Below are 22,373 nucleotides of genomic sequence, written 5' to 3' on the forward strand. Positions count from 1 at the left end.
TCTCTCCTCCGGTCCGTCTAGACGGGGCTGACGAGGTGGTGACGGCGTCCGGGCGTGCGGGTCCAGCCGTCGGCGTGCCGCAGGCGCGCGACGAGCTCGCCGCGCAGGTCCTCGCCGGGCACGACGGCGTCGACGACGAGCTCGTCGCCCATGCGCAGCAGGTTGACCTCGGCGCGGTGCTCCTCGACCCGCGCGGCGACGAACGCGGCGCGCTCGTCCGGGTCCTCGATCGCGGCGATCTTGCCCGCGTACACGGCGTTGACCGACGCCTCGGGACCCATGGCGCCGATGAACGCGCTGGGCAGGGCGAGGGTGGCCCGCGGCTCGAAGCCCGGCGCGCACATCGCGTAGTAGCCCGCCGCGTACGCCTTGCGCAGCACGACCGTGAACTTCGGGACCTCGGCCGACGCCATCGCCGCGATCATCTTGGCGCCGTGGCGGATGATCCCCTGGCGCTCGACGGCGACGCCGACCATGAACCCGGGCACGTCCTGCAGGAACACCAGGGGGACGTCGAAGGCGTCGCAGAGCGAGATGAACCGCGTGGCCTTGTCGGCGGAGTCGACGTGGATGGCGCCGCTGCGCACCCGGGGCTGGTTGGCGACCAGGCCGACGACGCGGCCCTCGAGGCGGGCGAAGCCGACGACGATCTCCTGCGCCCAGTCGGGCTTGATCTCGAAGAACGAGCCGGCGTCGACGAGCCGGTCGATCACCGTGAGGACGTCGTAGCCGACGGTCGGGTCCTCGGGCACCACGCCGTCCCAGCCGTGGGCCTCGGCCTCGCGGGGCTCGGCGTCGGGCGGCCGTCGGCCGAAGTGGTCGGGGAGGTAGGACAGCAGCAGGCGGGCCGCGGCGAGGGCCTGCCAGTCCTCGTCGAACACCGCGTCGCCGCACCCGGAGACCTCGGCGTGCATCCGCGCCCCGCCCATCTCCTCGGCGGTCGTGCGCTCGCCGGTGACCTTCTCGGCCACCCGGGGCGACGCGAGGTACATCGAGGCGCGGCCGTCGACCATGCCGACCCAGTCGGTGAACGCCGGCATGTAGGCCCCGCCGGCGGCGCTCGGCCCGTGCAGGCAACAGATCTGGGGGACACGTCCGGACAGGGCGACCTGCAGGTGGAAGATCTTCGACGCCCCGCGGCGGCCGGGGAAGAAGCCCATCTGCTCGGTGAGCCGCCCGCCCGCGGAGTCGACGAGGTAGAACACCGGCAGCAGGTCGCGGTCCGCCCGCTCGAGGATGCGGATCTGCTTCTCGCAGGTCCGCTCGCCCCACGAGCCGGCCTTGACACCGAAGTCGTGCGCGATCACCGCCACCGGGCGGCCCTCGACGGTGCCGACCCCGGTGACGACGCCGTCGCCGGGCATCCCGGGCTCGGTCGCGGCGGCGAGCACGCCGTCCTCGACGAAGCTGCCGGGGTCGAGCAGGACGTCCAGCCGGTCGCGCACCGGGAGCTTGTCGGGCCAGCGGCCGGTGTCGCCGCCGCGGCGAGCCCGCTCGGCGGCCGCGAGCACGTCGTCCCCCGAGGGAGGTGCCGGCGTCCCGGGGGGACAGGACGCCGGCACCTCCCACGCGGGAGGAGTGCTGTTGGTCGTCACGGGACCAGCCGCTTCGCCAGGATCTCGAGCTGGATCTCGTCGGTGCCCCCGCCGATGCGCAGGATGCGCACGTCACGGTGGTGGCGCGCGATCGGCGTCTCCTCGAGGTAGCCCGCGCCCCCGAACAGCTGCACGGCCTCGTCGACGATCCACGCCGCCGCCTTCGCCGCGAAGTACTTGGCCGCCGCCACCGACCGGTCGGCCTCGGGGTGGCCGCGGTCGAGCCGGTCGGCCGCCTTGTACGTCATCACTCGCGCGGCCTCGAGCTCGATCTCCATCGCGGCGAGGCGGTGGCGGATCGCCTGGCGCCCGGTGAGGGGCTCGCCCGCGACCTCACGGCCCCGCACGTACTCGGTGACCGTGTCGAGCGCCTCGGCGGCGTGCCCGACGCCCATCGCCGCAAGCGCGACCCGCTCGAGCTGGAAGGCGTCCATGATCTGGTGGAACCCGCGGCCCTCGACACCGAGCACCGCGTCCTCGCCGAGCACGACCCCGTCGAGGACCACCTCGCGCGTGTCCGACGAGTGCCAGCCCATCTTCGCCAGCGGCCGGCCCATCGACAGCCCCGGCGTCCCGGCGGGGACCACGAACGTCGTGATGCCGCGGTGGCCCGCCCCGGGGTCGGTCTTGGCGCCGACGACCAGGACGTCGGCCAGGCCCGCGTTGGTGATGTACATCTTGCGGCCGTCGAGCACCCAGCTCCCCTCGGCGTGCTCCCCTGAGCCGGTGCGCCGCGCGCGGGTGCCGATCCCCGCGACGTCCGAGCCGGCGCCGGGCTCGGTGACCGCGATCGCGGCGATCGCCTCGCCGGCGGCCAGGGCCGCGACCCAGTGCTCCTGCTGGGCGGGCGTGCCGTGGCGGACGAGGTGCGGCGCGGCCATGTAGGCGCTGACGAGCGCGCTGACCGCGATGCCGCCGCAGGCCCGGGTCAGCTCCTCGGCGAGCACGGCGACGGCCGTCGCCTCGCCGCCCTCGCCCGCCGAGCCGCCGAAGTCCGGGGGCGTGAGCAGGCCGAGCAGGCCCGCGTCGCCCATCTCCTTCCACAGCCGCTCGGGCGGACGCCCGTCCCGCTCGGCCTCGAGGACGACGGGACGGACCCGCTGGTCGGTGAAGGCCCGGCAGGTGCGCCGGAAGTCCTCGTGGACCTCGGAGAGGTCGTAGGTCACCGTGCTCCCTTGTGTCGACCGACCGGTCGGACGAGAGTAAGCCACATCACAGTGATGGGGTCAAGGGAAGGGGCGGCCGTGGCGACGCGGGGGGCGGCGGGTTCGGCACGGGGGACGCGCGCCGACGAGCAGCGGCAGCGAATCCTCGCCGGCGCCGTGGCGGTGTTCAGTCGCCGCGGCTACCGCGCCGCCTCGATGAACGACGTCGCGGCCCAGGTCGGGCTCTCGAAGCCGGCGCTCTACCACTACGTCGCGAACAAGCAGGCCCTGCTGGTCGCCGTGTACGAGGAGGTGCTCGACGAGAGCACCGCCCGCGCGGAAGCGATCGTCGCGTCGGCGCCGTCGACGCGGGAGGCGGTGCGCCGGCTGCTCGTCGACCGCGTCGCGTACACCTGCGAGCACCGCGACCTGCTGACGATCTGCTTCGAGGAGGAGTCCGAGCTGCCGGCGGAGCTCGCCGAGCCGATCCTCGAGCGTCGGCGCGCGTTCGAGGACGTCGTACTGGGCGCGGTGCAGCGCCACCTCGACGAGAGCGGGCGCACGCTGCCGATGGCGGTGCGGACGTACGTCAACGCGTGCCTCGGTGCCGCGAACTGGACCTACAAGTGGTTCGACCCCGCGGGGCCCCGGTCGCCGCGGGAGCTGGGCGAGGACATCGCCGCGGCGTTGTTGCCGGTGCTGGACGGGTGATATGAGACGAACTTCGGGCCGACAGGCTCATGACGGGTCGGTGAACGCCGGGTCCCTCTTCTCGAAGCCGGCCGTCACCGCCTCGACCTGGTTCGGGCTGCCGATCAGCGCGCCGATCTCGGTCTGCTCGGCGGCGAAGCCGGTGCGCAGGTCCACCCGGCCGGCGGCGTCGAGCAGGCGCTTGGTCGCGCGGACGGCGTGGGGGCTGCGGGCGGCGATCTCCCGCGCCAGCGTGAGAGCGGCCTCGCGGGGGTCGGGTTCGACGCGGGTGCAGAGGCCCAGCGCGGCGGCCTCGGTCCCGCTGACGACCCGGGCCGTGAGCGCGAGCTCCTTGGCGACGTCGCGGCCGACGAGCTCGGGCAACACCTGGGTCCCGGTCATGTCGGGGACCAGGCCCCACTTGACCTCCATGACCGACAGCCGGGCGTCCGGGGCGACGAGGCGCATGTCGGCGCCGAGCGCGATCTGCAGTCCGCCGCCGAGGGCGTTGCCCTGGATCGCGGCGATCACCGGCACCGCGAGCTCGGCCCACACCCACGCCGCGCGCTGCCCGGTGGCCCGGGCGGGTCCGTCGGTGGGCGGGAGCTGCGCCGCCGCCGAGAGGCGTTCGCCGGAGGACATGGCGCGGAACGAGCCGAAGTCCAGCCCGGCGCAGAAGTCGGGGCCCTCACCGGAGAGGACGACGACCCGGACGCTCGGGTCGCCCTTGAGCTGTTCGCCGGTGGTGACGAGGCCCTCGAACATCGCGGGGTCGAGGGCGTTGCGCTTCTCCGGCCGCGCGAGCCGCACGTCGGCCACCCCGTCGGCGACCCTGACCCGCACCCGCTCCTCGGCCATCGCGCTCCTCCTCGACGAAGCGGCCACGCTATCCGAACGCTCGTTCAGCACGCACCTCGCCGCGATCGATGCGGACGGGAAGGGCGCGGCGCACACGGGGTGTGCGAGCAATGCGGCTTTGCTGGCGTTCAGCGCCAGGAACGCCACATCCTCGTCGGCGCGGCACGCCGGAGGCGGCGTACCACCGCGGGTCGAGCTCAGCGGCCGGTGGTCAGGGAGCACGTGTCGTCGATGACTCGTCGGTGTCGCACGGGCTCCCTGACACCGGCCTCGTAGGGCCGTCGGGAAGACCGGCACGGGCGGTACTGGCCTGCTCGTCGAGGGGCTCACGGCGAGGCCGCGAGAGGTGGCCTGCTGCGGGCTCGGCGTGTCGCCCTCGCGAGAATGTGGCGATCCTGGCGTTGGGTGCCAGCAACGCCGCATTGCTCGCACACCCCGTGTGCCTTGCTTGCGCAGCCCGTGTGGCGAGCGGTCGGTCTTCCGTGCGGGTGGGCGGCGCTGGCATGCTCGCTGAACGCGCGTTCAGGAGGGAGTCGGCGGTGGACTTCGAGCTCCCCGCGGAGCTGACGCAGCGGCTCGCCGACCTCGACGACTTCATCGAGCGGGAGATCCGGCCGCTGGAGCAGCAGGACGACAACGAGCGCTTCTTCGACCACCGGCGCGAGTACGCCCGCACCGACTTCGAGAACGGCGGGGTCCCGCGCCCCGAGTGGGAGGAGCTGCTCGCCGAGATGTTCCGGCGCGCCGACGCCGCGGGCTGGCTGCGCTACGGGCTGCCGAGCGCGGTCGGCGGGTCGGACGGCACGAACCTCGACATGGCGGTGATCCGCGAGCACCTCGCCCACCGCGGCCTGGGCCTGCACAACGACCTGCAGAACGAGTCGTCGGTGGTCGGCAACTTCCCGTTCGCGCACATGCTGATGGAGTTCGGCACCGATGCGCAGCGCGAGGAGTTCCTCGAGCCGATGCTCACCGGCTCGGCACGGATCGGGTTCGGGCTCACCGAGCCGGACCACGGCAGCGACGCCACCTGGATGGAGACCACCGCGGTCCGCGACGGCGGCGACTGGGTGATCGACGGGGCCAAGCGCTGGAACTCCGGGATGCACTCGGCCACCCACGACGTCGTCTTCGCCCGCACGTCCGGCGAGGACGGCGACGCCCGCGGCATCACCGCGTTCTTCGTCCCCACCGACACCCCGGGCTTCTCGGTCGACTTCCACTGGTGGACGTTCAACATGCCCACCGACCACGCCGAGGTGACCCTGCGCCGCGTCCGCGTCCCCGATGACGCGATCTTCGGCGAGGAGGGCGGCGGGCTGGCCGTCGCCCAGACCTTCGTGCACGAGAACCGTATCCGCCAGGCCGCCAGCGGCGTCGGCGCCGGCCAGTACTGCATCGACCGCAGCGTCACCTTCGCCCGCGAGCGCCACACGTTCGGCGCGCCCCTGGCCACCCGCCAGGCGATCCAGTGGCCGCTGGTGGAGCTGCAGACCGAGGCCGAGATGCTGCGCGGGCTGGTGCGCAAGACCGCCTGGGAGCTCGACCGCGTCCCGCACGCCGAGATCAGCGACCGCGTCTCGATGTGCAACTACCGCGCCAACCGCTTCGTCTGCGACGCCGCCGATCGCGCGATGCAGGTGCACGGCGGCCTGGGCTACTCGCGGCACACCCCGTTCGAGCACATCTACCGCCACCACCGTCGCTACCGCATCACCGAGGGCGCCGAGGAGATCCAGATGCGGAAGGTGGCGGCGTACCTGTTCGGCTTCGTGGGCCCCCGCAAGCGATGACCGACGACCTCGCCGCCCGGCTGGCGCGCCGGCTGTCGGCCGTCGCCGACGCCCCCGTCGCCGTCGACGGGCTCCGTCGCCTGACCGCGGGGGCCAGCCGCGAGACCTGGTCGTTCACCGCCGCCCACGCCGACGGGACGCGCCGGGACCTGGTGCTGCGCCGGGACCCCCCGGGCGCCGACCGCCCCGACGGCATGGCCCTGGAGGCCGCGTCGATCGCGGCCGCCGACGCCGCCGGCGTCCCGGTCCCGCCGCTGGTCGACAGCGGGACCGACGCCACCACCGTGGGCGCGCCCTACCTCGTGACCGCGCACGTCGAGGGCGAGACGCTCGGCCCGCGCCTGCTGCGCGAGGACCGATACGCGCAGGCCCGCGCCGGGCTCGCCGCCGAGCTGGGCCGCACGCTCGCGCGGATCCACGCGATCCCGCTCGACGACGTCCCGGGGCTCGCGGCCGCCGACCCGGTCGAGCACCTGCGCACCACGGTCGACGGGCTCGGCGAGCCGCTGCCGACGGTCGAGATCGCGCTGCGTTGGCTCGAGCGCCACCGGCCGGAGGTCGTGCCCGAGGCCGTGGTCCACGGCGACTTCCGCCTCGGCAACCTCATCGTCGACGAGACCGGGCTGCGCGCGGTCCTCGACTGGGAGCTCGTGCACCGCGGCGATCCCCGCGAGGATCTCGGCTGGCTCAGCGTGAAGTGCTGGCGCTTCGGCGCGCCCCTGCCGGTCGCGGGCCTGGGCACGCTCGACGAGCTGCTCGACGGCTACGCCGAGGTGGCGGGGGAACGTCCCGACGCCGAGGCGGTGCGCTGGTGGCAGGTCCACCGGACGACCTGGTGGGCCCTGCACTGCCGGGAGATGGCCGAGCGGCACCTGTCGGGGGCCACGCCGTCGGTCGAGCTCGCGGCCATCGGTAGGCGGGTGGCCGAGCAGGAGCACGACCTGCTGCTCGCGCTCGGCATCGGCGTCGACGAGCCGCCCGCCGTCGCAGCGAGGGACGCCTCCGCTGCGTCCCACGCAGCCAGGGACGCCCTCGCTCCCACGTCGGACCTGCTCGGCCGCCCTTCGGCCGCCGACCTCGTCGAGGCCGTCCGGACCTACCTGCGCGAGGACGTCGTCACCGCCGGCGACGAGCGCGTCGCCTACCTCGCGCGGGTGGCCGCCAACGCCCTCGCCGGCGTCGGTCGGGAGCTCGCGCTGGGCCCGGAGATGGAGCGGCGGCACCGCGAGCGTCTGGCCGCGCTCGGGTACCGCGACCAGGCGGAACTGGCGAGGGCGATCCGCCGCGGGGCCGTCGCCGCCGACGACCCCGCGCTTCTCGCCGCGGTGCGTGCCGCGGTCAGCGACCGGCTCGCGGTGGTCAACCCCCGCTACGCCACCCTGCCGAGCTGATCAGCCCCGGTGGTCGACGATCCGCAGCGCGATGTCGCCGTAGCGCTCGACGAGGTCGGCCAGGGTGATGTCCCCGCCCGGCTCGTACCACTGCGCGATCGCGTTGCACGCGGCGATCACCGACCGCCGGGCGTCCTCGGGGTGGGCGCACCGGAAGACCCCGCGCGCGACGCCCTCGGCGATCAGGTCGCTCCACAGCCGCGTGGCCGCCTGGCGCAGCCCGTCGAGGCGCTCGCGGTTCTCGAGCGAGAGGTTGCGCCACTCGGAGGCCGCGATGGCGCTCTCGACGCGGCGGCTCACCCGGTACTCGACGGTGGCGCGCACGAGCGCGCGCAGGCGGTCGGCGGGCTCGTCGCCCTCCTCGCGCAGGGCCGCGTCGCAGCGCTCGAAGTACTCCTGGGTGCTCTCCTCGACCAGGGCGGCGAGGAGGTGCTGCTTGCTGGGGTGCCAGTAGTAGAGCGCGGATAGCGACAGCCCCGCGTGGCGGGCGATGTCGCGCACCGAGGTCCCGTGGTAGCCACGCTCGGCGAAGATCTCGCGGGCGGCGTCGGTGATGGCGTCCCGGCCGGCGCCGCGCGGCACGGTCGGCAGGGAGGTCACGGGGTGGAGGATAGGTGGGACGGTTCCGGGGGTTCCACCGCTTGACGAACGCTCGGTAAGTTCCGGCGCGTGGCCGATCGCGAGGACGAGGTCCTGCTCACCCGGCTCGAGGGTGGGGTCCTGACCCTGACGCTCAACCGCCCGCACCGCCGCAACGCCCTCGACCTCGCGTTGTGGGACGCGCTGCGCGAGCAGCTGGTCCGCGCCCGCGACGACGCGGAGGTGCGCGCGGTGGTGGTCACCGGGGCGGGCGGGGCGTTCTGCGCCGGCGCCGACCTCTCCGCACCCCGTGAGGGTCACCCGCTGGAGCGCATGCGCGGCGTCAACGAGATCGCGATGCTGCTGCACGAGCTGCCGAAGCCCTCGGTCGCGCGGGTCGACGGCGTCGCGGTGGGCGCGGGCTGGAACCTGGCGCTGGGCTGCGACCTCGTCGTCGCGACGCCCTCCGCCCGGTTCTCGCAGATCTTCGCCAAGCGCGGGCTGTCGCTGGACTTCGGGGGCTCGTGGCTCCTGCCGCGGCTGGTCGGGATGCAGCAGGCCAAGCGGCTCGCGCTGCTCGCCGAGATGATCGACGCCGAGGAGGCGCACCGGCTCGGGCTGGTGACGTGGGTGGTGGCGCCCGAGGAGCTCGACACGTTCGTCGACGACCTCGGCGCGCGGCTGGCGTCGATGGCGCCCGTGGCGGTCGCCCAGTCCAAGGCGCTGCTCCACGAGAACGCCGACCGGCCGCTGCGCGAGGCGCTGGCCAGCGAGGCCCGCGCCCAGTCCGTCAACTTCGCCACCGCCGACGCGCCCGAGGCGTTCGCGGCCTTCAGCGAGAAGCGCGAGGCCACCTTCACAGGGCAGTGGGCGGTCCGGTGACCGACCTCTTCGATCTCACCGGGCACGTCGCGCTCGTGACCGGCGGCAACTCGGGGATCGGGCTGGGGATGGCGCACGGGCTCGCGCGGTGCGGCGCGGACGTCTGTGTCTGGGGGACCAACGCCGAGCGCAACGCCGCAGCGGCGGAGGAGCTCGCGCGGCACGGCACCCGGGTGCGGGCCCTGCGCTGCGACATCGGCGACGAGGACGCGGTGGAGGAGAGCTTCGCGGCGACGCTCGAGCACTTCGGACGCGTCGACTCCTGCTTCGCGAACGCCGGGGTCAGCGGGTCGGGCGCGCGGTTCGTCGACACCACGCTCGAGGAGTGGCGCCGGGTCACGCGGATCGACCTCGACGGCGCGTTCCTGACCCTGCGCGCGGCCGCCCGGCACATGGTCTCCCGGGGCGACGGGGGCGTGCTCGTCGGGACCTCGAGCGTCTCCACCGTTCACGGCGCGCCGCGCAACCAGGCCTACGCGGCGAGCAAGGCGGGACTCACCGCGATCATCAAGGGCTGCGCGGTCGAGCTCGCGCGCTACGGCATCAACGCCCACTCGCTGGTCGTCGGCTGGACCGAGACGCCGATGACCGAGCGCGGGCTGCACGACGAGCGCTTCGAGGGCGCGGTGATGCCGCGCATGCCCCAGCGACGGTGGGGGGCACCGGACGACTTCGCCCGCCTCGCGGTGTACCTGGCCGGCGGTATCGGCGGCTTCCACACCGGCGACGAGATCGTCGTCGACGGCGCCTACTCGATCTTCTGACGCCTACGTGCGTGATCTTCTCAGCTATAGCTGAGAAGATCACGCACGTAGGCGTCAGCGGAGGATCGCCAGCTCCTTCGCCTCGTGGCGCAGCGCGTCGCGGTGCTCGGGATGGGCGATCGCGACGAGCTCGCGGGCCCGGGCGGCGATCGAGCGCCCGCGCAGCGAGGCGACGCCGTACTCGGTGACGACATGGTCGACGGTGTTCTTCAGGGTCGTCACCACGCTGCCCGGCGTCAGCTGCGCGCGGATGCGGCTGAAGCCCGTGCTGGTCGCGGCGTGGGTGACGAGGAACGCGCGGCCGCCGGGGGAGTACATGGCGCCGCGCGCGAAGTCGGCCTGCCCGCCCGAGGACGACCAGTAGCGCCCGCCGATCGTCTCGCTCGCCGCCTGGCCCAGCAGGTCGACCTCGGTGGTGGCGTTGATCGAGACGAAGTTCGGCTCATGAGCGACGGTGCGCGGGTCGTTGGTCCACTCGACGGGCATGAACGCGACGTCGTCGCGGCCGTCGAGCCAGCGGTGCATCGCCTCGTCGCCGATGGAGAACGTCGTGACGTGGGTGCCCGGCATCTGTTGCTTGCGTGCCCCGGTGACGACGCCCGCGTCGACGAGCCGGGCGAGTCCGGCGGCGAGGCACTCGGTGTGGATGCCGAGGTCGCGGTGGCCGGTCAGGGCGGCGGTGACCGCGTCCGGGGTGCCGCCGACGCCGATCTGGAGGCACGCGCCGTCGGGCACGAGGTCGGCGACGAGCGCAGCGATGGTGTGGTCGGCGGGCGACGGAATGCGGTGGCGGACGGGGGTCAGGGCGCGGTCGGTGGCGATCCAGCCGGCGACCTGGTCGGCGTGCACGAGGTTCGCCCCGCGGGTGAAGGGCATCGCGGAGGTCACCTCGAGCAGGAACGGGACCTCGCCGATCATCGAGGCGACGTAGTCGGCGTTGGTGCCGAGGCTGAAGTACCCGTCGGCGTCGGGGCCGGCCGCGGCGGCCAGCACCACCGAGCGCTGGGTGGCCTGTCGCAGCAGCAGCGGCATCTCGGAGAAGTGGTTGGGCACGAGGTCGCAGGTGCCGTTCCAGTAGGCCTGGCGCGAGCCCGGACCGAGGTAGTAGTCGACGTGGCGCAGGCGGTCGCCGAACTCGCCGCGGATGTAGGGGCGCTCGACGAACGGGTCCATCCGGTGGACGCGCACGCCGTCGAGGCGGTCGGCGTTCTCCTCGAGCACGTCGAGCAGGGTCTGCGGCTCGCCCTGCCCGATCGGGACCACGACGTCGGCGCCCGGGGGCACGAGCTCGAGCAGCCGCTGCGTGGCGTGGGCCTGGTCGAGGGGTGCGGGCGTCACGGGGGCTGGGTGCCCCTGCGGGCCATGGTGATCACGTCGGTGTGACGGCACTAGCGTGCGACCGGTGTCCGGGCTGCTCGGCGAGGCGGGGCTGCTGCTCGTCGCGGTGGTCGGCATCTCGTTCTCGGCGCCGCTCGCCGCGGCGGCGGCCGTGCCCGCGCTGTCGATCGCGTTCTGGCGCACGGCGATGGCGTCGGCGGTGCTGGCGCCGCTGGCGGTCCGGTCCGGCCGCGTCACGGGCCGGGACGTGCGCACGTGCGCCCTCGCCGGGGTGCTGCTCGCGGTCCATTTCGGGACCTGGATCCCGAGCCTGCTGCTGACGTCGGTGGCGACCTCGACGGCCCTGGTCTGCACGACGCCGCTGTGGACCGCGGTGCTGACGCGGCTCGTCGGGGGCCGGGTGCCGGGGGTGGTGTGGGCGGGCGGGGCGCTGGCGCTGACCGGGGTGGTGCTCGTGGCCGGGGTCGATCTCGCCGGCTCGCCGCGCGCGCTGCTCGGGGACGCACTCGCCCTGCTCGGCGGCGTGGCGATGGCCGGCTACCTGCTGGTCGGCGCCGCCGCCCGCGCCCGTCTGCCCACCGTGACCTACACGCTGCTCTGCTACGCGACGGCGGCGCTGACGCTGCTGGTGGTGGTGCTCGTGGCCGGGCAGCCGCTGGTCGGGTGGCCGGCGCGCGGGTGGCTGGCGCTGGTCGGGATCACGGTGTGCGGGCAGTTCCTCGGGCACACGCTGCTCAACCGGGCGCTGCGCACCGTCGGCGCGCCGGTGGTGGCCGTCGTGTCGCTGCTGGAGGTGCCGGGCGCCGCGGTGATCGCTGCGCTGTGGCTGGGGGAGCGGCTGGCCCCCACGACCCTGGCGGGTCTGATGGTGCTGCTCGCCGGGGTCGCCCTGGTCGCGCACGGCGGGCGGGGCCCGTGACACTGCAACCTGCGTGCAACCCCTGCGTCGGCGCGCGTGATCGGCTTCACTGTGGGGAGCCACACGACCGCGGGCGGAGAGCGGGCGGACGCCCCGGTCGGCCGAGGTCGCCCGCGTGGAGGTAGCAGTGACCCAGACCGTCGAGGGTGCCCGCACCGATGCCGGCACGCGGGTGGACTCCTGGCTCGCCGAGTTCGCCGCCGCGCTCTCGGACGGCGACGCCGACCGTGCCGCGGCGCTCTTCGCCGACGAGTCCTACTGGCGTGACCTCGTGTCGTTCACCTGGAACCTGATCACCGTCGAGGGCCCGTCCGGGGTCGCCGACGTGGTGCGCTCGGAGGCCGCGCGGCAGATGGCGCCGGTGACCTTCGAGGTCAGTGGTGAGCCGACCGAGGCCGACGGGGTCACCGAGGCCTGGCTGAAGTTCGAGACCGCGATCGGACGCGGCACCGGCCACCTGCGGCTCGACGCCCAGGGCAAGGGCTGGATCCTGCTCACCACGCTCGACGAGCTGAAGGGGCACGAGGAGCCGCGCGGCGAGCGCCGGCCGTTCGGCACCGAGCACGGCGCCAACCCCGACCGCGTCACCTGGCGCGAGCAGCGCGAGGCCGAGGCGGCCGAGCTGGGCTACACCCGCCAGCCCGAGGTCGTCATCATCGGCGGCGGGCAGGGCGGCATCGCGCTCGGCGCGCGGCTGCGCCAGCTCGGGATCGAGACGATCATCGTCGAGACCAACGAGCGGCCGGGCGACTCCTGGCGCAAGCGCTACAAGAGCCTCGCCCTGCACGACCCGGTCTGGTACGACCACCTGCCCTACCTGAAGTTCCCGGACAACTGGCCGGTCTTCGCGCCGAAGGACAAGATCGGCGACTGGCTCGAGATGTACACGAAGATCATGGAGCTGAACTACTGGGGCTCCACGACGGCCAAGAGCGCGACGTACGACGAGTCCTCGGGCGAGTGGTCCGTGGTCGTCGACCGCGACGGCGAGGAGGTCACGCTCCGGCCCCAGCAGCTCGTGTTCGCCCTCGGCGTCTCGGGCAAGCCGAACGTCCCCGAGGTCCCGGGGCGGGAGAAGTTCCGCGGCGAGGTGCAGCACTCGTCGCAGCACCCGGGCCCGGACGCGTACAAGGGCAAGAAGTGCGTCGTCATCGGGTCGAACAACTCGGCGTTCGACATCTGCGGCGCGCTGTGGGAGGTCGGCGCCGACGTGACGATGGTGCAGCGCAGCTCGACGCACATCATCAAGTCGGACTCGCTGATGGAGTACGCCCTCGGGGATCTGTACTCCGAGCGCGCCGTGGCCTCGGGCATCGACACCTACACCGCCGACATGGTCTTCGCCTCGTTGCCGTACCGGATCATGGGCGGCTTCCTCAAGCCGGCGTACGACAAGGCCCGCGAGGTCGACGCCGACTTCTACCGCCGCCTGGAGGAGGCCGGCTTCGACCTGGACTTCGGCGACGACGACACCGGGCTGTTCATGAAGTACCTGCGCCGCGGCTCGGGCTACTACATCGACGTGGGCGCGGCGGACCTCGTGGCCGAGGGCAAGGTGAAGCTCGCGAAGGGTCAGATCACCGAGTTCACCGAGGACGCCGTCGTGCTCGACGACGGCACCCGCCTCGAGGCCGACCTCGTCGTCTTCGCCACCGGCTACGGCTCGATGAACCAGCGGGCCGCCGACATCATCGGCCAGGAGATGGCCGACAGGGTCGGCAAGGTCTGGGGCCTGGGCTCGGGCACCACCAAGGACCCGGGTCCCTGGGAGGGCGAGGAGCGCAACATGTGGAAGCCCACCCAGCAGGAGGCGCTGTGGTTCCACGGCGGCAACCTGCACCAGTCGCGCTTCTACTCGCTCTACCTCGCCCTGCAGCTCAAGGCCCGGTCGGTCGGCATCCCGACCCCGGTCCACGGGCGGCAGGAGGTGCACCACACGGCGTGACCCACCCGGTCCGGGTCCCTGTCACCGGGCGGGGGCGCCCCCGCGCCCCCGCCCGTCACGACACGCGCAGCCGACGCTGGTGGTCGCGGACCGCGGCCAGGAGCGCGCGGCGGGACAGGGTCCGGGGCCCGCACTCGCAACGGGCCGGGAGCTCGTCGTCGTCGAGCGCGTCCGGTCCCGTCTCGAGGACGTCGGCCCACGCCCGGGCGGCGTCGCCCTTGTGGGCGGTGTCGACGCGGTCACGCCGGCCGTGCCCGCGCGGCCCGGGCCACGACAGGTAGACGAGGGTCCCGTCGACGTCGTGGACCTCGGCGACGTGGTGGCTGCGTGCGCACTGCACGCGGAGCCTGACCCGGCCGGGATGGTCGCTGCTCGGGTCGAGGAGCCGGTGCGCGTGCGCCCGGCGCTGGGGCGGTGTGGGCGGCGTGGGGGTCGTCGAACTCATCGGGATGTCCTCACCCGGCCGGGGCGATCAGGCCGTAGTGCCCGTCGAACCGGCGGTAGATGACCGCGCCCCGCCCCCGCTCGAGGTCGAGGAAGAAGAGGAACGGCAGGCCCAGCAGGTTCATCCGCTCCACGGCCGCGGCGGGAGTCAGCTCGGGGGCCGGCTGCGAGCTGACGGTGACGGGCAGCTCGAACGGCGCGAGGTCGTGGGGGGCGGGCGGCGTCGTCTGGGCGAGCCGGAAACCGGTGTCCCCCGACCGGTAGATCACCGTGTCCCGCCCGCTGCCCTGCTCGGTGAACAGGTGGAAGTCGAGGTCGAGCAGGCCCATGTCCCGCGCCGCGTCGTCGACCGAGCAGACGTGCGGCGTGAACGACTTGCGGCGCACGATCTCCCGCTCCTCCTCCGGGCGCGGGAACCAGGCCTCCGGTCGGCGTGGCGGTGAGTCGTGACGCCACTCGTGGGGCTCCTCGGACGGCCGTCGACCCCGTCGCGCCTCCCATCCCTCCGCGACGCGTTCGAGGCGCCGGCGCAGGCGATCGGACAGTCGGTCGATCGCTTCGGCGGCGGTGGGCCCGTCGGCCTGCGCCCGGACCCGGCGGCCGCCGACCTCGAGGTTGCCCTGCGCGATCACCGGGCGGCGCACGGCCGGATCGCCGTGGCGGGTGAGCCGCACCCGCGCCGAGGTCACGGGCCTGCCGCCGAGGTGCAGCAGGCGGCCGATGACCTCTCGGGCGTGCTGCGGGGCGTCCTCGGCGATGCGCCCGTCGGTGCTGATCTGGATCGTGACCTCGTCGGGCGAGGACAAGGTGCCCACGGCGTGACCCCCTCGGCTGCGTCTGTTCACGCCGTGACCGTCGCCGGTCCCGCGGGAGCCGCGCACCGGGCATGGGGCCCGCCCGACCCGGGACGCAGGTCCCGGACGACCCTCGGGCACGCGAGCGCCGTCGCGGGGGAGCGAGGGTCACCTTCGCCGCGTGCCACGCAGCCGAGGTGACCCTCGCTGCTCGGGGAGGTGCATCGAGCGGCGGCCGGCGGGGCACGCTGCCGGCATGGAGTACACGAAGCTCGGCATGACCGGGCTGGACGTCTCGCGGATCTGCCTGGGTTGCATGAGCTACGGGGTGCCGGACGCGGGCGGGTGGCCGTGGTCGCTCGACGCCGACGAGGCTGAGCCGTTCTTCCGCCAGGCCCTCGACGCCGGGATCAACTTCTTCGACACCGCCGACGTCTACTCGGCCGGCACGTCGGAGGAGATCACCGGGCGCTGGCTGAACCAGATGGCCGACCGGGACGAGGTCGTCGTCGCCACCAAGGTCTTCAACCGGATGCGTCCCGGGCCCAACGGCGCCGGCCTGTCCCGTAAGGCGATCATGACCGGTATCGACGCGTCGCTGCGGCGGCTCGGCATGGACTACGTGGACCTCTACCAGATCCACCGCTGGGACGACGAGACGCCGATCGAGGAGACGCTCGAGGCGCTGCACGACGTGGTCAAGGCGGGCAAGGTCCGCTACATCGGCGCCTCGTCGATGTACGCGTGGCAGTTCGCGAAGGCGCTGCACCGCCAGGACGCGAACGGCTGGACCCGCTTCGTCACGATGCAGGACCACTACAACCTCCTCTACCGCGAGGAGGAGCGCGAGATGCTGCCGCTGTGCGCCGACGAGGGCATCGGCGCGATCCCCTGGAGCCCGCTCGCGCGCGGCAAGCTGACCCGCGACTGGGACGAGTCCACGACGCGCGGGGAGACCGACGAGTTCGGCAGGACGCTCTACCGCGACACCGACCGGCACATCGTCGAGCGCGTCGCCGAGGTCGCCGAGAAGCGCGGCGTCTCCCGGGCCCAGGTGGCGCTGGCGTGGGTGCTGAACAACCCGGTCGTCGACGCCCCGATCGTCGGCGCGACGAAGGCCCACCACCTCGCCGACGCGATCGCCGCCGTCGACCTGCGCCTCGACGACGACGAGATCGCCGCGCTCGAGGAGCGCTACGAGCCGCGCGGGATCGCCGGGCACCGCTGACCCGCGTCGGCGACGCAACGAACGCGCCGTTCGTGCGCATAGAAGCCGCGAACGGCGCGTTCGCTCCGGCCCCGGACCTCACCGGGTCGGCGTCGGCGGCGACGGCCCGCACGCACGGGTCGTCGAGGGCGCAACGAAGGCCAGGACGAGCACCGGCACCAGGCGACCACGCGCGACCGTCCGCACTCCGCCTCCTCCTCGTCACGTGGCGGAGGCGGACACCGGTGCGGAGGGCGGACGACCGGGCGACCACCGGATCAGCCGCGACGCGGCGTGGCCCCGGACGCGACGCGCTTGCGCAGCTCGCCGACCTCGGTGGCCGCGAACCCGTGCGCCGCGAGCCAGGTGCGCACGCCGTCGCCGTCCGGGTGCCGCGTCGGGACGACGTTGTAGACGTAGTTGAGCTGGCGGGCCGCGGCCTCACGCTCGAGGTGCTCGAGCACGAAGCGGCCGACGCCGGTCCCGCGCACCGCGGGTGCAGCGATGATGAGGATCTCCGCGTCGCCCCACGTGTCGTCGAGCCGGCCGTAGCCCACGGCCCGGCCGTCGTCGTCCTCCACGCGCCACCACGTGTCGCCGAGCGGCCGGCCGACCTCGGGGTGGCCGAGCCCGAACAGCGTCGGGGGCAGGTCGCCCAGCGCGGCGGCCTTGTCCTGGTCCCAGCGGGGCTCGTGCTCGGCGATCCAGTGCCACGTCATCGGGGCCTCCGAAAGTTCTACAGGTCTATGCACCGGCGTCTGATTCTCGTAGACTGTGGTCCGCACGACAAGGGAGGACCACCACCGTGACCGTTCTCGAGGACGCGCCGGCCACGTCACGAGCCCCCGGGTCGGAGCCCGTGCCGCAGGTCGACTTCGACACCGACCCCTCGCGTTACCGCCACTGGCGGCTGGAGATCGAGGGGGAGACGGCCTGGGTCTACCTCGACGTCGCCGAGGACGGCGGGCTGGTGCCGGGCTACGAGCTCAAGCTCAACTCGTACGACCTGGGCGTCGACATCGAGCTCTACGACATCACCCAGCGCCTGCGCTTCGAGCACCCCGAGGTGCGCAGCGTGGTGCTCACCAGCGGCAAGGACTCGAACTTCTGCGCGGGGGCCAACATCCGCATGCTCGCGCAGTCGAGCCACCCGTGGAAGGTGAACTTCTGCAAGTTCACCAACGAGACGCGCAACGGCATCGAGGACATGACCGCGCACTCGGGGCAGACCTGGGTGGCCGCGCTCAACGGCACCGCGGCCGGCGGCGGCTACGAGATGGCCCTGGCCTGCGAGACGATCCTGCTGGTCAACGACCGCTCGAGCGCCGTCGCGCTGCCCGAGGTGCCGCTGCTGGGCGTGCTGCCCGGCACCGGCGGGCTCACGCGCGTCACCGACAAGCGTCACGTCCGCAAGGACCGCGCCGACATCTTCGCCACCAAGTCCGAGGGCTTCCAGGGACCGAAGGCCGTCGAGTGGAAGCTCGTCGACGAGACCGTGTCGCGCAAGCAGTGGGACTCCACGGTCCGGGCCCGGGCCGCCGAGGCCGCGGCGGCGTCGCACCGCCCGACACCGTCCGGCGGGCTGGTTGCGCAGGGCATCACCCTGCCGCCCCTGCAGCGCGAGGTCACCGAGGACGCGATCACCTACCCGAACGTCCGCTGCGCGATCGACCGCGACGCCCGCACCGCCACGATCACCGTGCTCGGGCCCGAGGCCGGCACCGTCCCCGAGTCGCTCGAGCGCATCCACGCCCTCGGTGCCGACTTCTGGCCGCTGGCGATGACGCGCGAGCTCGACGACCTGATCCTGCGGCTGCGCACCAACGAGCTCGAGATCGGTACCTGGTTGATCAAGACCCAGGGCTCGATCGAGGGCGCTTTGGCCTTCGAGCGGGTCATCGCCGAGCACTCGGGCAGCGACTGGCTGGTCAACGAGATCCGCCACTACTTCAAGCGGACGCTCAAGCGCCTCGACGTCACCAGCCGCAGCCTCATCGCGCTGATCGAGCCGGGCAGCTGCTTCGCCGGCGCCCTGCTCGAGCTCGCCCTGGCCTGCGACCGGCAGTACATGCTCGAGGGCACGTTCGAGGACCAGGATGGTTCAGCCGAGGAGCAGGACCCGGCGCAGATCGTGCTCACCGAGTCCAACTTCGGCGCCTTCCCGATGGGCAACGGGCTCACCCGGCTGCAGTCGCGCTTCTACGGCGACGACGAGACGGTCGAGGAGCTGGCCGGGCGCACCGGTGAGCGCATGACCGGCGCCGACGCCGAGGAGGCCGGCCTGGTCACCGACGCCCCGGACGACATCGACTGGGAGGACGAGATCCGCATCCTGCTCGAGGAGCGGGCCTCGCTGTCCCCCGACGCCCTGACCGGCATGGAGGCGAACCACCGATTCGTCGGCCCGGAGACCATGGAGACACGGATCTTCGGGCGCCTCACGGCGTGGCAGAACTGGATCTTCAATCGGCCCAACGCCTCGGGCGACGAGGGTGCGCTGCGCCGCTACGGCACCGGACGCAAGGCCGACTTCGACCGGAAGCGTGTTTGACCTGCGGTCTTGTGAGCGCGTGTCCGTGCCGGGGCACGGACAAGCGCGCACAAGCGCGAAGCGCAAAGGAGTCCCGATGACCAGCGCACGCCCGAAGATCGACTTCGACGCGAAGATCCCGAACAACGTCGACCTCGCGTCCGACCGCAAGCTCCAGCGCGCTCTCGAGCGCTGGCAGCCCAACTTCCTCGACTGGTGGGGCGACATGGGCCCCGCCGTCGACACCAAGGACGTCTACCTGCGCACGGCGGTCGACGTCGGCCGCGAGGGCTGGGCGCACTTCGACCACGTGCCCATGAACGAGTACCGGTGGGGCGTCTTCCTCTCCGAGCACGACCCGGACCGCAAGATCGCGTTCGGCGAGCACAAGGGCGAGCCGGTGTGGCAGGAGGTGCCCGGCGAGTACCGCGCCGACCTGCAGCGCCTGATCGTCATCCAGGGCGACACCGAGCCCGCGTCGGTCGAGCAACAGCGCTTCCTCGGCGCCACGGCCCCGTCGCTCTACGACATGCGCAACCTGTTCCAGGTCAACGTCGAGGAGGGCCGTCACCTCTGGGCGATGGTCTACCTGCTGCACGCCTACTTCGGGCGTGCCGGGCGCGAGGAGGCCGACCAGCTCCTGCAGCGCAACTCCGGCTCCGACGACTCCCCGCGCATCCTCGGGGCGTTCAACGAGGAGACGCCCGACTGGCTGTCGTTCTACATGTTCACGTACTTCACCGACCGCGACGGGAAGTACCAGCTCGGGACGCTCAAGGAATCGGGCTTCGACCCGCTGTCGCGGACCTGCGAGTTCATGCTCAAGGAGGAGGCCCACCACATGTTCGTGGGCACCACCGGCATCGACCGCGTGGTCACCCGCACCGCCCAGCTGATGAACGAGCACGACTCCGAGGACGTCGCCGGGGCCGGCGGCATCCCGCTGGACACGATCCAGAAGTACATCAACTTCCACTACACGGTCTCGCTGGACCTGTTCGGCAACGAGTCGTCCACCAACGCCGCCAACTACTTCACCGCCGGGCTGAAGGGCCGCTGGCAGGAGGAGCGGCGCAAGGACGACCACGTGCTCACCGACGACGCCGGCGCCGTGGACGCCGTGCGCGACGGGCAGATCACCACCAGCGAGGTGCCGGCGCTGCTCGCGCTGAACCAGGACCTGCGCAGCGAGTACATCGGCGACTGCTCCAACGGTCTCAAGCGCTGGAACCGGATCCTCGAGAAGCACGGCATCGACCGGCGCCTGACGCTGCCGCACGTCGGCTTCAACCGGCACGTCGGCGCGTTCGCCGACCACCACATCACCCCGGAGGGCCGGATGGTCTCGACGGAGGAGTGGAAGGCGAACGAGGGGCGGTGGCTGCCCACCGAGGTGGACAAGACCCACGTCCGCGGGCTCATGCACCCGGTGCTCGAGCCCGGGAAGATCGCCGGCTGGATCGCCCCGCCGACCAACGGGATCAACGACAAGCCCGTGGACTACGAGTACGTCCACTTCAACTGAGGCGTCTTCCGCTCCGGCGTGGCGCGGTCCACGATCGGGTGTCCGTCCGTCCACCACCACCGAGGGGCAGCGCATGGCGGAGTCGAGCACTGCGGAGTCGTTCAACGCGGCGGACTACCTGGTCGGCCGTCGCCTCGCCGCGGGTGACGGCGACCGGGTGGCCGTGCGGGCGCCGTCCCGCACGCTGACCTACGCCGAGCTCGACACCGAGATCGGCCGGGTCGCGGCGGGCCTGGCGGCGCTCGGCGTGCAGCCCGAGCAGCGGGTCGTGCTGTGCATGGTCGACGAGGTGGAGCTGTTCGCCGGCATCCTCGCGACGATGCGCCTCGGCGCGGTGGCCGTGCCGGTGTCGACGATGCTGCGCGGCCCGGAGCTCGCGGTGCTCGTCGCCGACTCGCGCACCCGGCTCCTGCTGTGCTCCGCGACGTTCGCCGACACCGCACGGGTCGCGGTGCCCGAGGCGCTGGCCCGTGGTGGGGACGTCGCCGAGGTCGTCGTCACCGGCGACGACCCGACGGGCTTCGGCACCGGCGTCGGGGTGCGGACGTGGGACGAGATGCTCGCCGCGGGGGAGGCGCTCGGCGGCGCCCCGCCCGCGTACGACACCTGGGACGAGTCCCAGGCGCTGTGGCTCTATACGTCGGGCACGACGGGCAAGCCCAAGGCCGCGATGCACCGGCACGCCGACATCCGCACGGTGTGCGAGACCTACGGCCGGCAGGTGCTGGGCATCCGGCCCGACGACCTGTGCCTCTCGGTGGCCAAGCTCTTCTTCGCCTACGGCATCGGGAACTCGATGTTCTTCCCGCTGTCGGTGGGCGCCGCCGCGGTGCTCGAGCCGTCCCGGCCGAGCCCGGCGCTGCTGGCCGAGCTCGTCTCCCGCCACGGCGTGACGATGTTCTTCGGCACGCCGAGCTCCTACGGCCCGCTGCTCGCCGCCGGCGAGGCCGGGCAGATCGACCCGGGTGCGTTCGCGACGGTCCGCCGCGGGGTGTCGGCGGGCGAGGCGCTGCCCGCGCGGATGGTGAACGGGATGCGCGAGCGGTTCGGGGTGGAGGTGCTCGACGGCATCGGTTCCACCGAGGCGCTGCACATCTACCTGTCGAACCGGCCGGGCGAGGTCGCCCCGGGCACGTCCGGGGTGCCCGTACCGGGCTACGACGTGGAGATCCGTGGCAGTGACGGCCGGCCCGTGCCGGACGGCGAGACCGGCACGCTCTACGTGCGCGGCGACTCGATCTGCACCGGCTACTGGTGCCGCACCGCCACCAACCGGCTCGTCTTCGAGGGCGAGTGGCTGCGAACCGGCGACACCTACGTCCGCAACCCCGACGGCACCTACACGTGCCTGGGCCGCACCGACGACGTGCTCAAGGTCGGCGGCATCTGGGTGACGCCGGCCGAGGTGGAGGAGCGGCTCGTCGCGCACCCGTCGGTCGGCGAGGTGGTGGTGGTTGCGGTGCCGGACGCCGACGGCCTCGACCTGCCGGTGGCCTGCGTCGTGCCGCGCGAGGGGCACACGGTGGACGAGCCCGCGCTGGTGGCCTGGTGCCGCGAGGGCCTGGCCTCGTTCAAGCGTCCCCGTCACGTCCTCGCCATCGACGACGTGCCGCGTACCGCGACGGGCAAGGTGCAGCGGTTCCGCCTGCGGGAACTGGCCGCCGAGCGCCTGGCGGCGAGCGGCACCCCGGCGCCGGCCCAGGGCGGGGACGTCGAGCTCGAGGCCGTGCGCTGATGGCGGGGGAGCGCAGCGAGCACACCGACCCGCTCGCCACCGCCGACCAACCCCCGGCGCAGGGCGAGCCGCCCTACCGGCCGGAGGTCGAGCCCGGCGGCGACGTGCCCGGCGCGGTGCAGGGCTCCGACCACGAGGAGCCCATCGACGGCGTGGAGCCGGAGCCGGGATCCCCGGACGGGCGCTGATCAGCCCGTGAGCCGGCCCGCCCGTCAGCCCGCCCGTCAGCCCGCCCGTCA

Annotated in this window: 20 protein-coding genes; 12 read left to right on the plus strand and 8 right to left on the minus strand. The window is 73.2% G+C overall.

Features of this window, described 5'->3' with window-relative positions:
* Positions 1–17: 17 nt before the first annotated feature.
* A complete protein-coding gene (locus tag C8D89_RS21815) occupies positions 18–1,595 on the minus strand; it encodes an acyl-CoA carboxylase subunit beta (protein WP_243418291.1) in 1,578 nt (525 codons plus the stop codon).
* Positions 1,592–2,761, minus strand: a complete 1,170-nt coding sequence (locus tag C8D89_RS21820; protein ID WP_116710233.1) for an acyl-CoA dehydrogenase family protein — start codon at positions 2,759–2,761, stop codon at positions 1,592–1,594. Before C8D89_RS21820 ends, C8D89_RS21815 begins: the two co-directional genes overlap by 4 nt.
* A gap of 78 nt (positions 2,762–2,839) precedes the next feature.
* On the opposite strand from C8D89_RS21820, the gene C8D89_RS21825 reads away from it, so the two are divergent.
* On the plus strand, positions 2,840–3,451 hold the full coding sequence (locus C8D89_RS21825; protein WP_243418292.1) for a TetR/AcrR family transcriptional regulator: 612 nt from the start codon (positions 2,840–2,842) through the stop codon (positions 3,449–3,451).
* 27 nt (positions 3,452–3,478) lie between these two features.
* Here C8D89_RS21825 and C8D89_RS21830 read toward each other — a convergent pair whose 3' ends face one another.
* Complete coding sequence (locus C8D89_RS21830) at positions 3,479–4,288, minus strand: crotonase/enoyl-CoA hydratase family protein (RefSeq protein WP_116710235.1); 810 nt, start codon at positions 4,286–4,288, stop codon at positions 3,479–3,481.
* A 539-nt stretch (positions 4,289–4,827) separates the two neighbouring features.
* Here C8D89_RS21830 and C8D89_RS21835 point away from each other — a divergent pair.
* Positions 4,828–6,081: an acyl-CoA dehydrogenase family protein gene (locus C8D89_RS21835; RefSeq protein WP_116710236.1), complete on the plus strand. Its 1,254-nt coding sequence runs from the start codon at positions 4,828–4,830 to the stop codon at positions 6,079–6,081.
* On the plus strand, positions 6,078–7,472 hold the full coding sequence (locus C8D89_RS21840) for a phosphotransferase family protein (RefSeq protein WP_116710237.1): 1,395 nt from the start codon (positions 6,078–6,080) through the stop codon (positions 7,470–7,472). Before C8D89_RS21835 ends, C8D89_RS21840 begins: the two co-directional genes overlap by 4 nt.
* Here C8D89_RS21840 and C8D89_RS21845 read toward each other — a convergent pair whose 3' ends face one another.
* On the minus strand, positions 7,473–8,072 hold the full coding sequence (locus C8D89_RS21845) for a TetR-type transcription factor C-terminal domain-containing protein (protein WP_243418293.1): 600 nt from the start codon (positions 8,070–8,072) through the stop codon (positions 7,473–7,475).
* A 69-nt stretch (positions 8,073–8,141) separates the two neighbouring features.
* Between C8D89_RS21845 and C8D89_RS21850 the strand changes: the two genes are divergently transcribed.
* Positions 8,142–8,933, plus strand: coding sequence for an enoyl-CoA hydratase/isomerase family protein (locus tag C8D89_RS21850; RefSeq protein WP_243418294.1), 792 nt, complete (start codon positions 8,142–8,144; stop codon positions 8,931–8,933).
* Positions 8,930–9,697: an SDR family NAD(P)-dependent oxidoreductase gene (locus tag C8D89_RS21855; protein ID WP_116710305.1), complete on the plus strand. Its 768-nt coding sequence runs from the start codon at positions 8,930–8,932 to the stop codon at positions 9,695–9,697. Before C8D89_RS21850 ends, C8D89_RS21855 begins: the two co-directional genes overlap by 4 nt.
* 54 nt (positions 9,698–9,751) lie before the next feature.
* On the opposite strand, the gene C8D89_RS21860 is transcribed toward C8D89_RS21855, so the two are convergent.
* The gene (locus C8D89_RS21860) at positions 9,752–11,035 is read right to left on the minus strand and encodes an acetyl-CoA hydrolase/transferase family protein (protein ID WP_243418295.1); all 1,284 of its coding nucleotides are present in this window, start codon (positions 11,033–11,035) and stop codon (positions 9,752–9,754) included.
* Positions 11,036–11,099: 64 nt separating this feature from the next.
* Between C8D89_RS21860 and C8D89_RS21865 the strand changes: the two genes are divergently transcribed.
* Together C8D89_RS21865 and C8D89_RS21870 are read left to right on the plus strand one after the other, a co-directional pair.
* Positions 11,100–11,954: a DMT family transporter gene (locus C8D89_RS21865; protein ID WP_207787355.1), complete on the plus strand. Its 855-nt coding sequence runs from the start codon at positions 11,100–11,102 to the stop codon at positions 11,952–11,954.
* A 127-nt stretch (positions 11,955–12,081) separates the two neighbouring features.
* Positions 12,082–13,899: a flavin-containing monooxygenase gene (locus C8D89_RS21870; RefSeq protein WP_116710239.1), complete on the plus strand. Its 1,818-nt coding sequence runs from the start codon at positions 12,082–12,084 to the stop codon at positions 13,897–13,899.
* Positions 13,900–13,954: 55 nt separating this feature from the next.
* On the opposite strand, the gene C8D89_RS21875 is transcribed toward C8D89_RS21870, so the two are convergent.
* Together C8D89_RS21875 and C8D89_RS21880 are read right to left on the minus strand one after the other, a co-directional pair.
* Positions 13,955–14,344 carry a hypothetical protein gene (locus tag C8D89_RS21875; RefSeq protein ID WP_116710240.1) on the minus strand — a complete coding sequence of 130 codons (390 nt, stop codon included), beginning with the start codon at positions 14,342–14,344 and terminating at the stop codon, positions 13,955–13,957.
* A gap of 10 nt (positions 14,345–14,354) precedes the next feature.
* Positions 14,355–15,158 carry a sigma 54 modulation/S30EA ribosomal C-terminal domain-containing protein gene (locus C8D89_RS21880; protein ID WP_165825859.1) on the minus strand — a complete coding sequence of 268 codons (804 nt, stop codon included), beginning with the start codon at positions 15,156–15,158 and terminating at the stop codon, positions 14,355–14,357.
* 235 nt (positions 15,159–15,393) lie between these two features.
* On the opposite strand from C8D89_RS21880, the gene C8D89_RS21885 reads away from it, so the two are divergent.
* Entirely contained in the window at positions 15,394–16,365 is a 972-nt protein-coding gene (locus C8D89_RS21885; RefSeq protein WP_116710241.1) for an aldo/keto reductase, read from the plus strand.
* 257 nt (positions 16,366–16,622) lie between these two features.
* Here the strand turns inward: C8D89_RS21885 and C8D89_RS21890 are convergent, their stop codons facing one another.
* Entirely contained in the window at positions 16,623–17,063 is a 441-nt protein-coding gene (locus C8D89_RS21890; RefSeq protein WP_116710242.1) for a GNAT family N-acetyltransferase, read from the minus strand.
* Positions 17,064–17,203: 140 nt separating this feature from the next.
* On the opposite strand from C8D89_RS21890, the gene boxC reads away from it, so the two are divergent.
* From boxC to C8D89_RS21910, 4 genes are all read left to right on the plus strand, one after another.
* Positions 17,204–18,895 (plus strand): 2,3-epoxybenzoyl-CoA dihydrolase, encoded by a 1,692-nt coding sequence (gene boxC / locus C8D89_RS21895; protein ID WP_243418304.1) that lies wholly within the window; start codon positions 17,204–17,206, stop codon positions 18,893–18,895.
* Between the two features lie 76 nt (positions 18,896–18,971).
* Positions 18,972–20,399, plus strand: coding sequence for a benzoyl-CoA 2,3-epoxidase subunit BoxB (gene boxB / locus C8D89_RS21900; protein ID WP_116710244.1), 1,428 nt, complete (start codon positions 18,972–18,974; stop codon positions 20,397–20,399).
* Between the two features lie 73 nt (positions 20,400–20,472).
* Entirely contained in the window at positions 20,473–22,134 is a 1,662-nt protein-coding gene (locus C8D89_RS21905) for a benzoate-CoA ligase family protein (RefSeq protein WP_116710245.1), read from the plus strand.
* Positions 22,134–22,322, plus strand: a complete 189-nt coding sequence (locus tag C8D89_RS21910) for a hypothetical protein (protein ID WP_116710246.1) — start codon at positions 22,134–22,136, stop codon at positions 22,320–22,322. Before C8D89_RS21905 ends, C8D89_RS21910 begins: the two co-directional genes overlap by 1 nt.
* The last annotated feature ends 51 nt before the right edge of the window (positions 22,323–22,373 follow it).

The organism is Actinomycetospora cinnamomea (genome assembly GCF_003096675.1).
In the GTDB taxonomy this organism is placed as follows: Bacteria; Actinomycetota; Actinomycetes; order Mycobacteriales; family Pseudonocardiaceae; genus Actinomycetospora; species Actinomycetospora cinnamomea.

What these genes read in the sequence shown, in the direction of transcription:
- C8D89_RS21830 (WP_116710235.1), bottom strand. Translation starts at nt 4,288, where the DNA reads ATGGCCGAGGAGCGGGTGCGGGTCAGGGTCGCCGACGGGGTGGCCGAC.
- C8D89_RS21840 (WP_116710237.1), top strand. Translation starts at nt 6,078, where the DNA reads ATGACCGACGACCTCGCCGCCCGGCTGGCGCGCCGGCTGTCGGCCGTC.
- C8D89_RS21875 (WP_116710240.1), bottom strand. Translation starts at nt 14,344, where the DNA reads ATGAGTTCGACGACCCCCACGCCGCCCACACCGCCCCAGCGCCGGGCG.
- C8D89_RS21885 (WP_116710241.1), top strand. Translation starts at nt 15,394, where the DNA reads ATGGAGTACACGAAGCTCGGCATGACCGGGCTGGACGTCTCGCGGATC.
- C8D89_RS21890 (WP_116710242.1), bottom strand. Translation starts at nt 17,063, where the DNA reads ATGACGTGGCACTGGATCGCCGAGCACGAGCCCCGCTGGGACCAGGAC.
- boxB (WP_116710244.1), top strand. Translation starts at nt 18,972, where the DNA reads ATGACCAGCGCACGCCCGAAGATCGACTTCGACGCGAAGATCCCGAAC.
- C8D89_RS21905 (WP_116710245.1), top strand. Translation starts at nt 20,473, where the DNA reads ATGGCGGAGTCGAGCACTGCGGAGTCGTTCAACGCGGCGGACTACCTG.
- C8D89_RS21910 (WP_116710246.1), top strand. Translation starts at nt 22,134, where the DNA reads ATGGCGGGGGAGCGCAGCGAGCACACCGACCCGCTCGCCACCGCCGAC.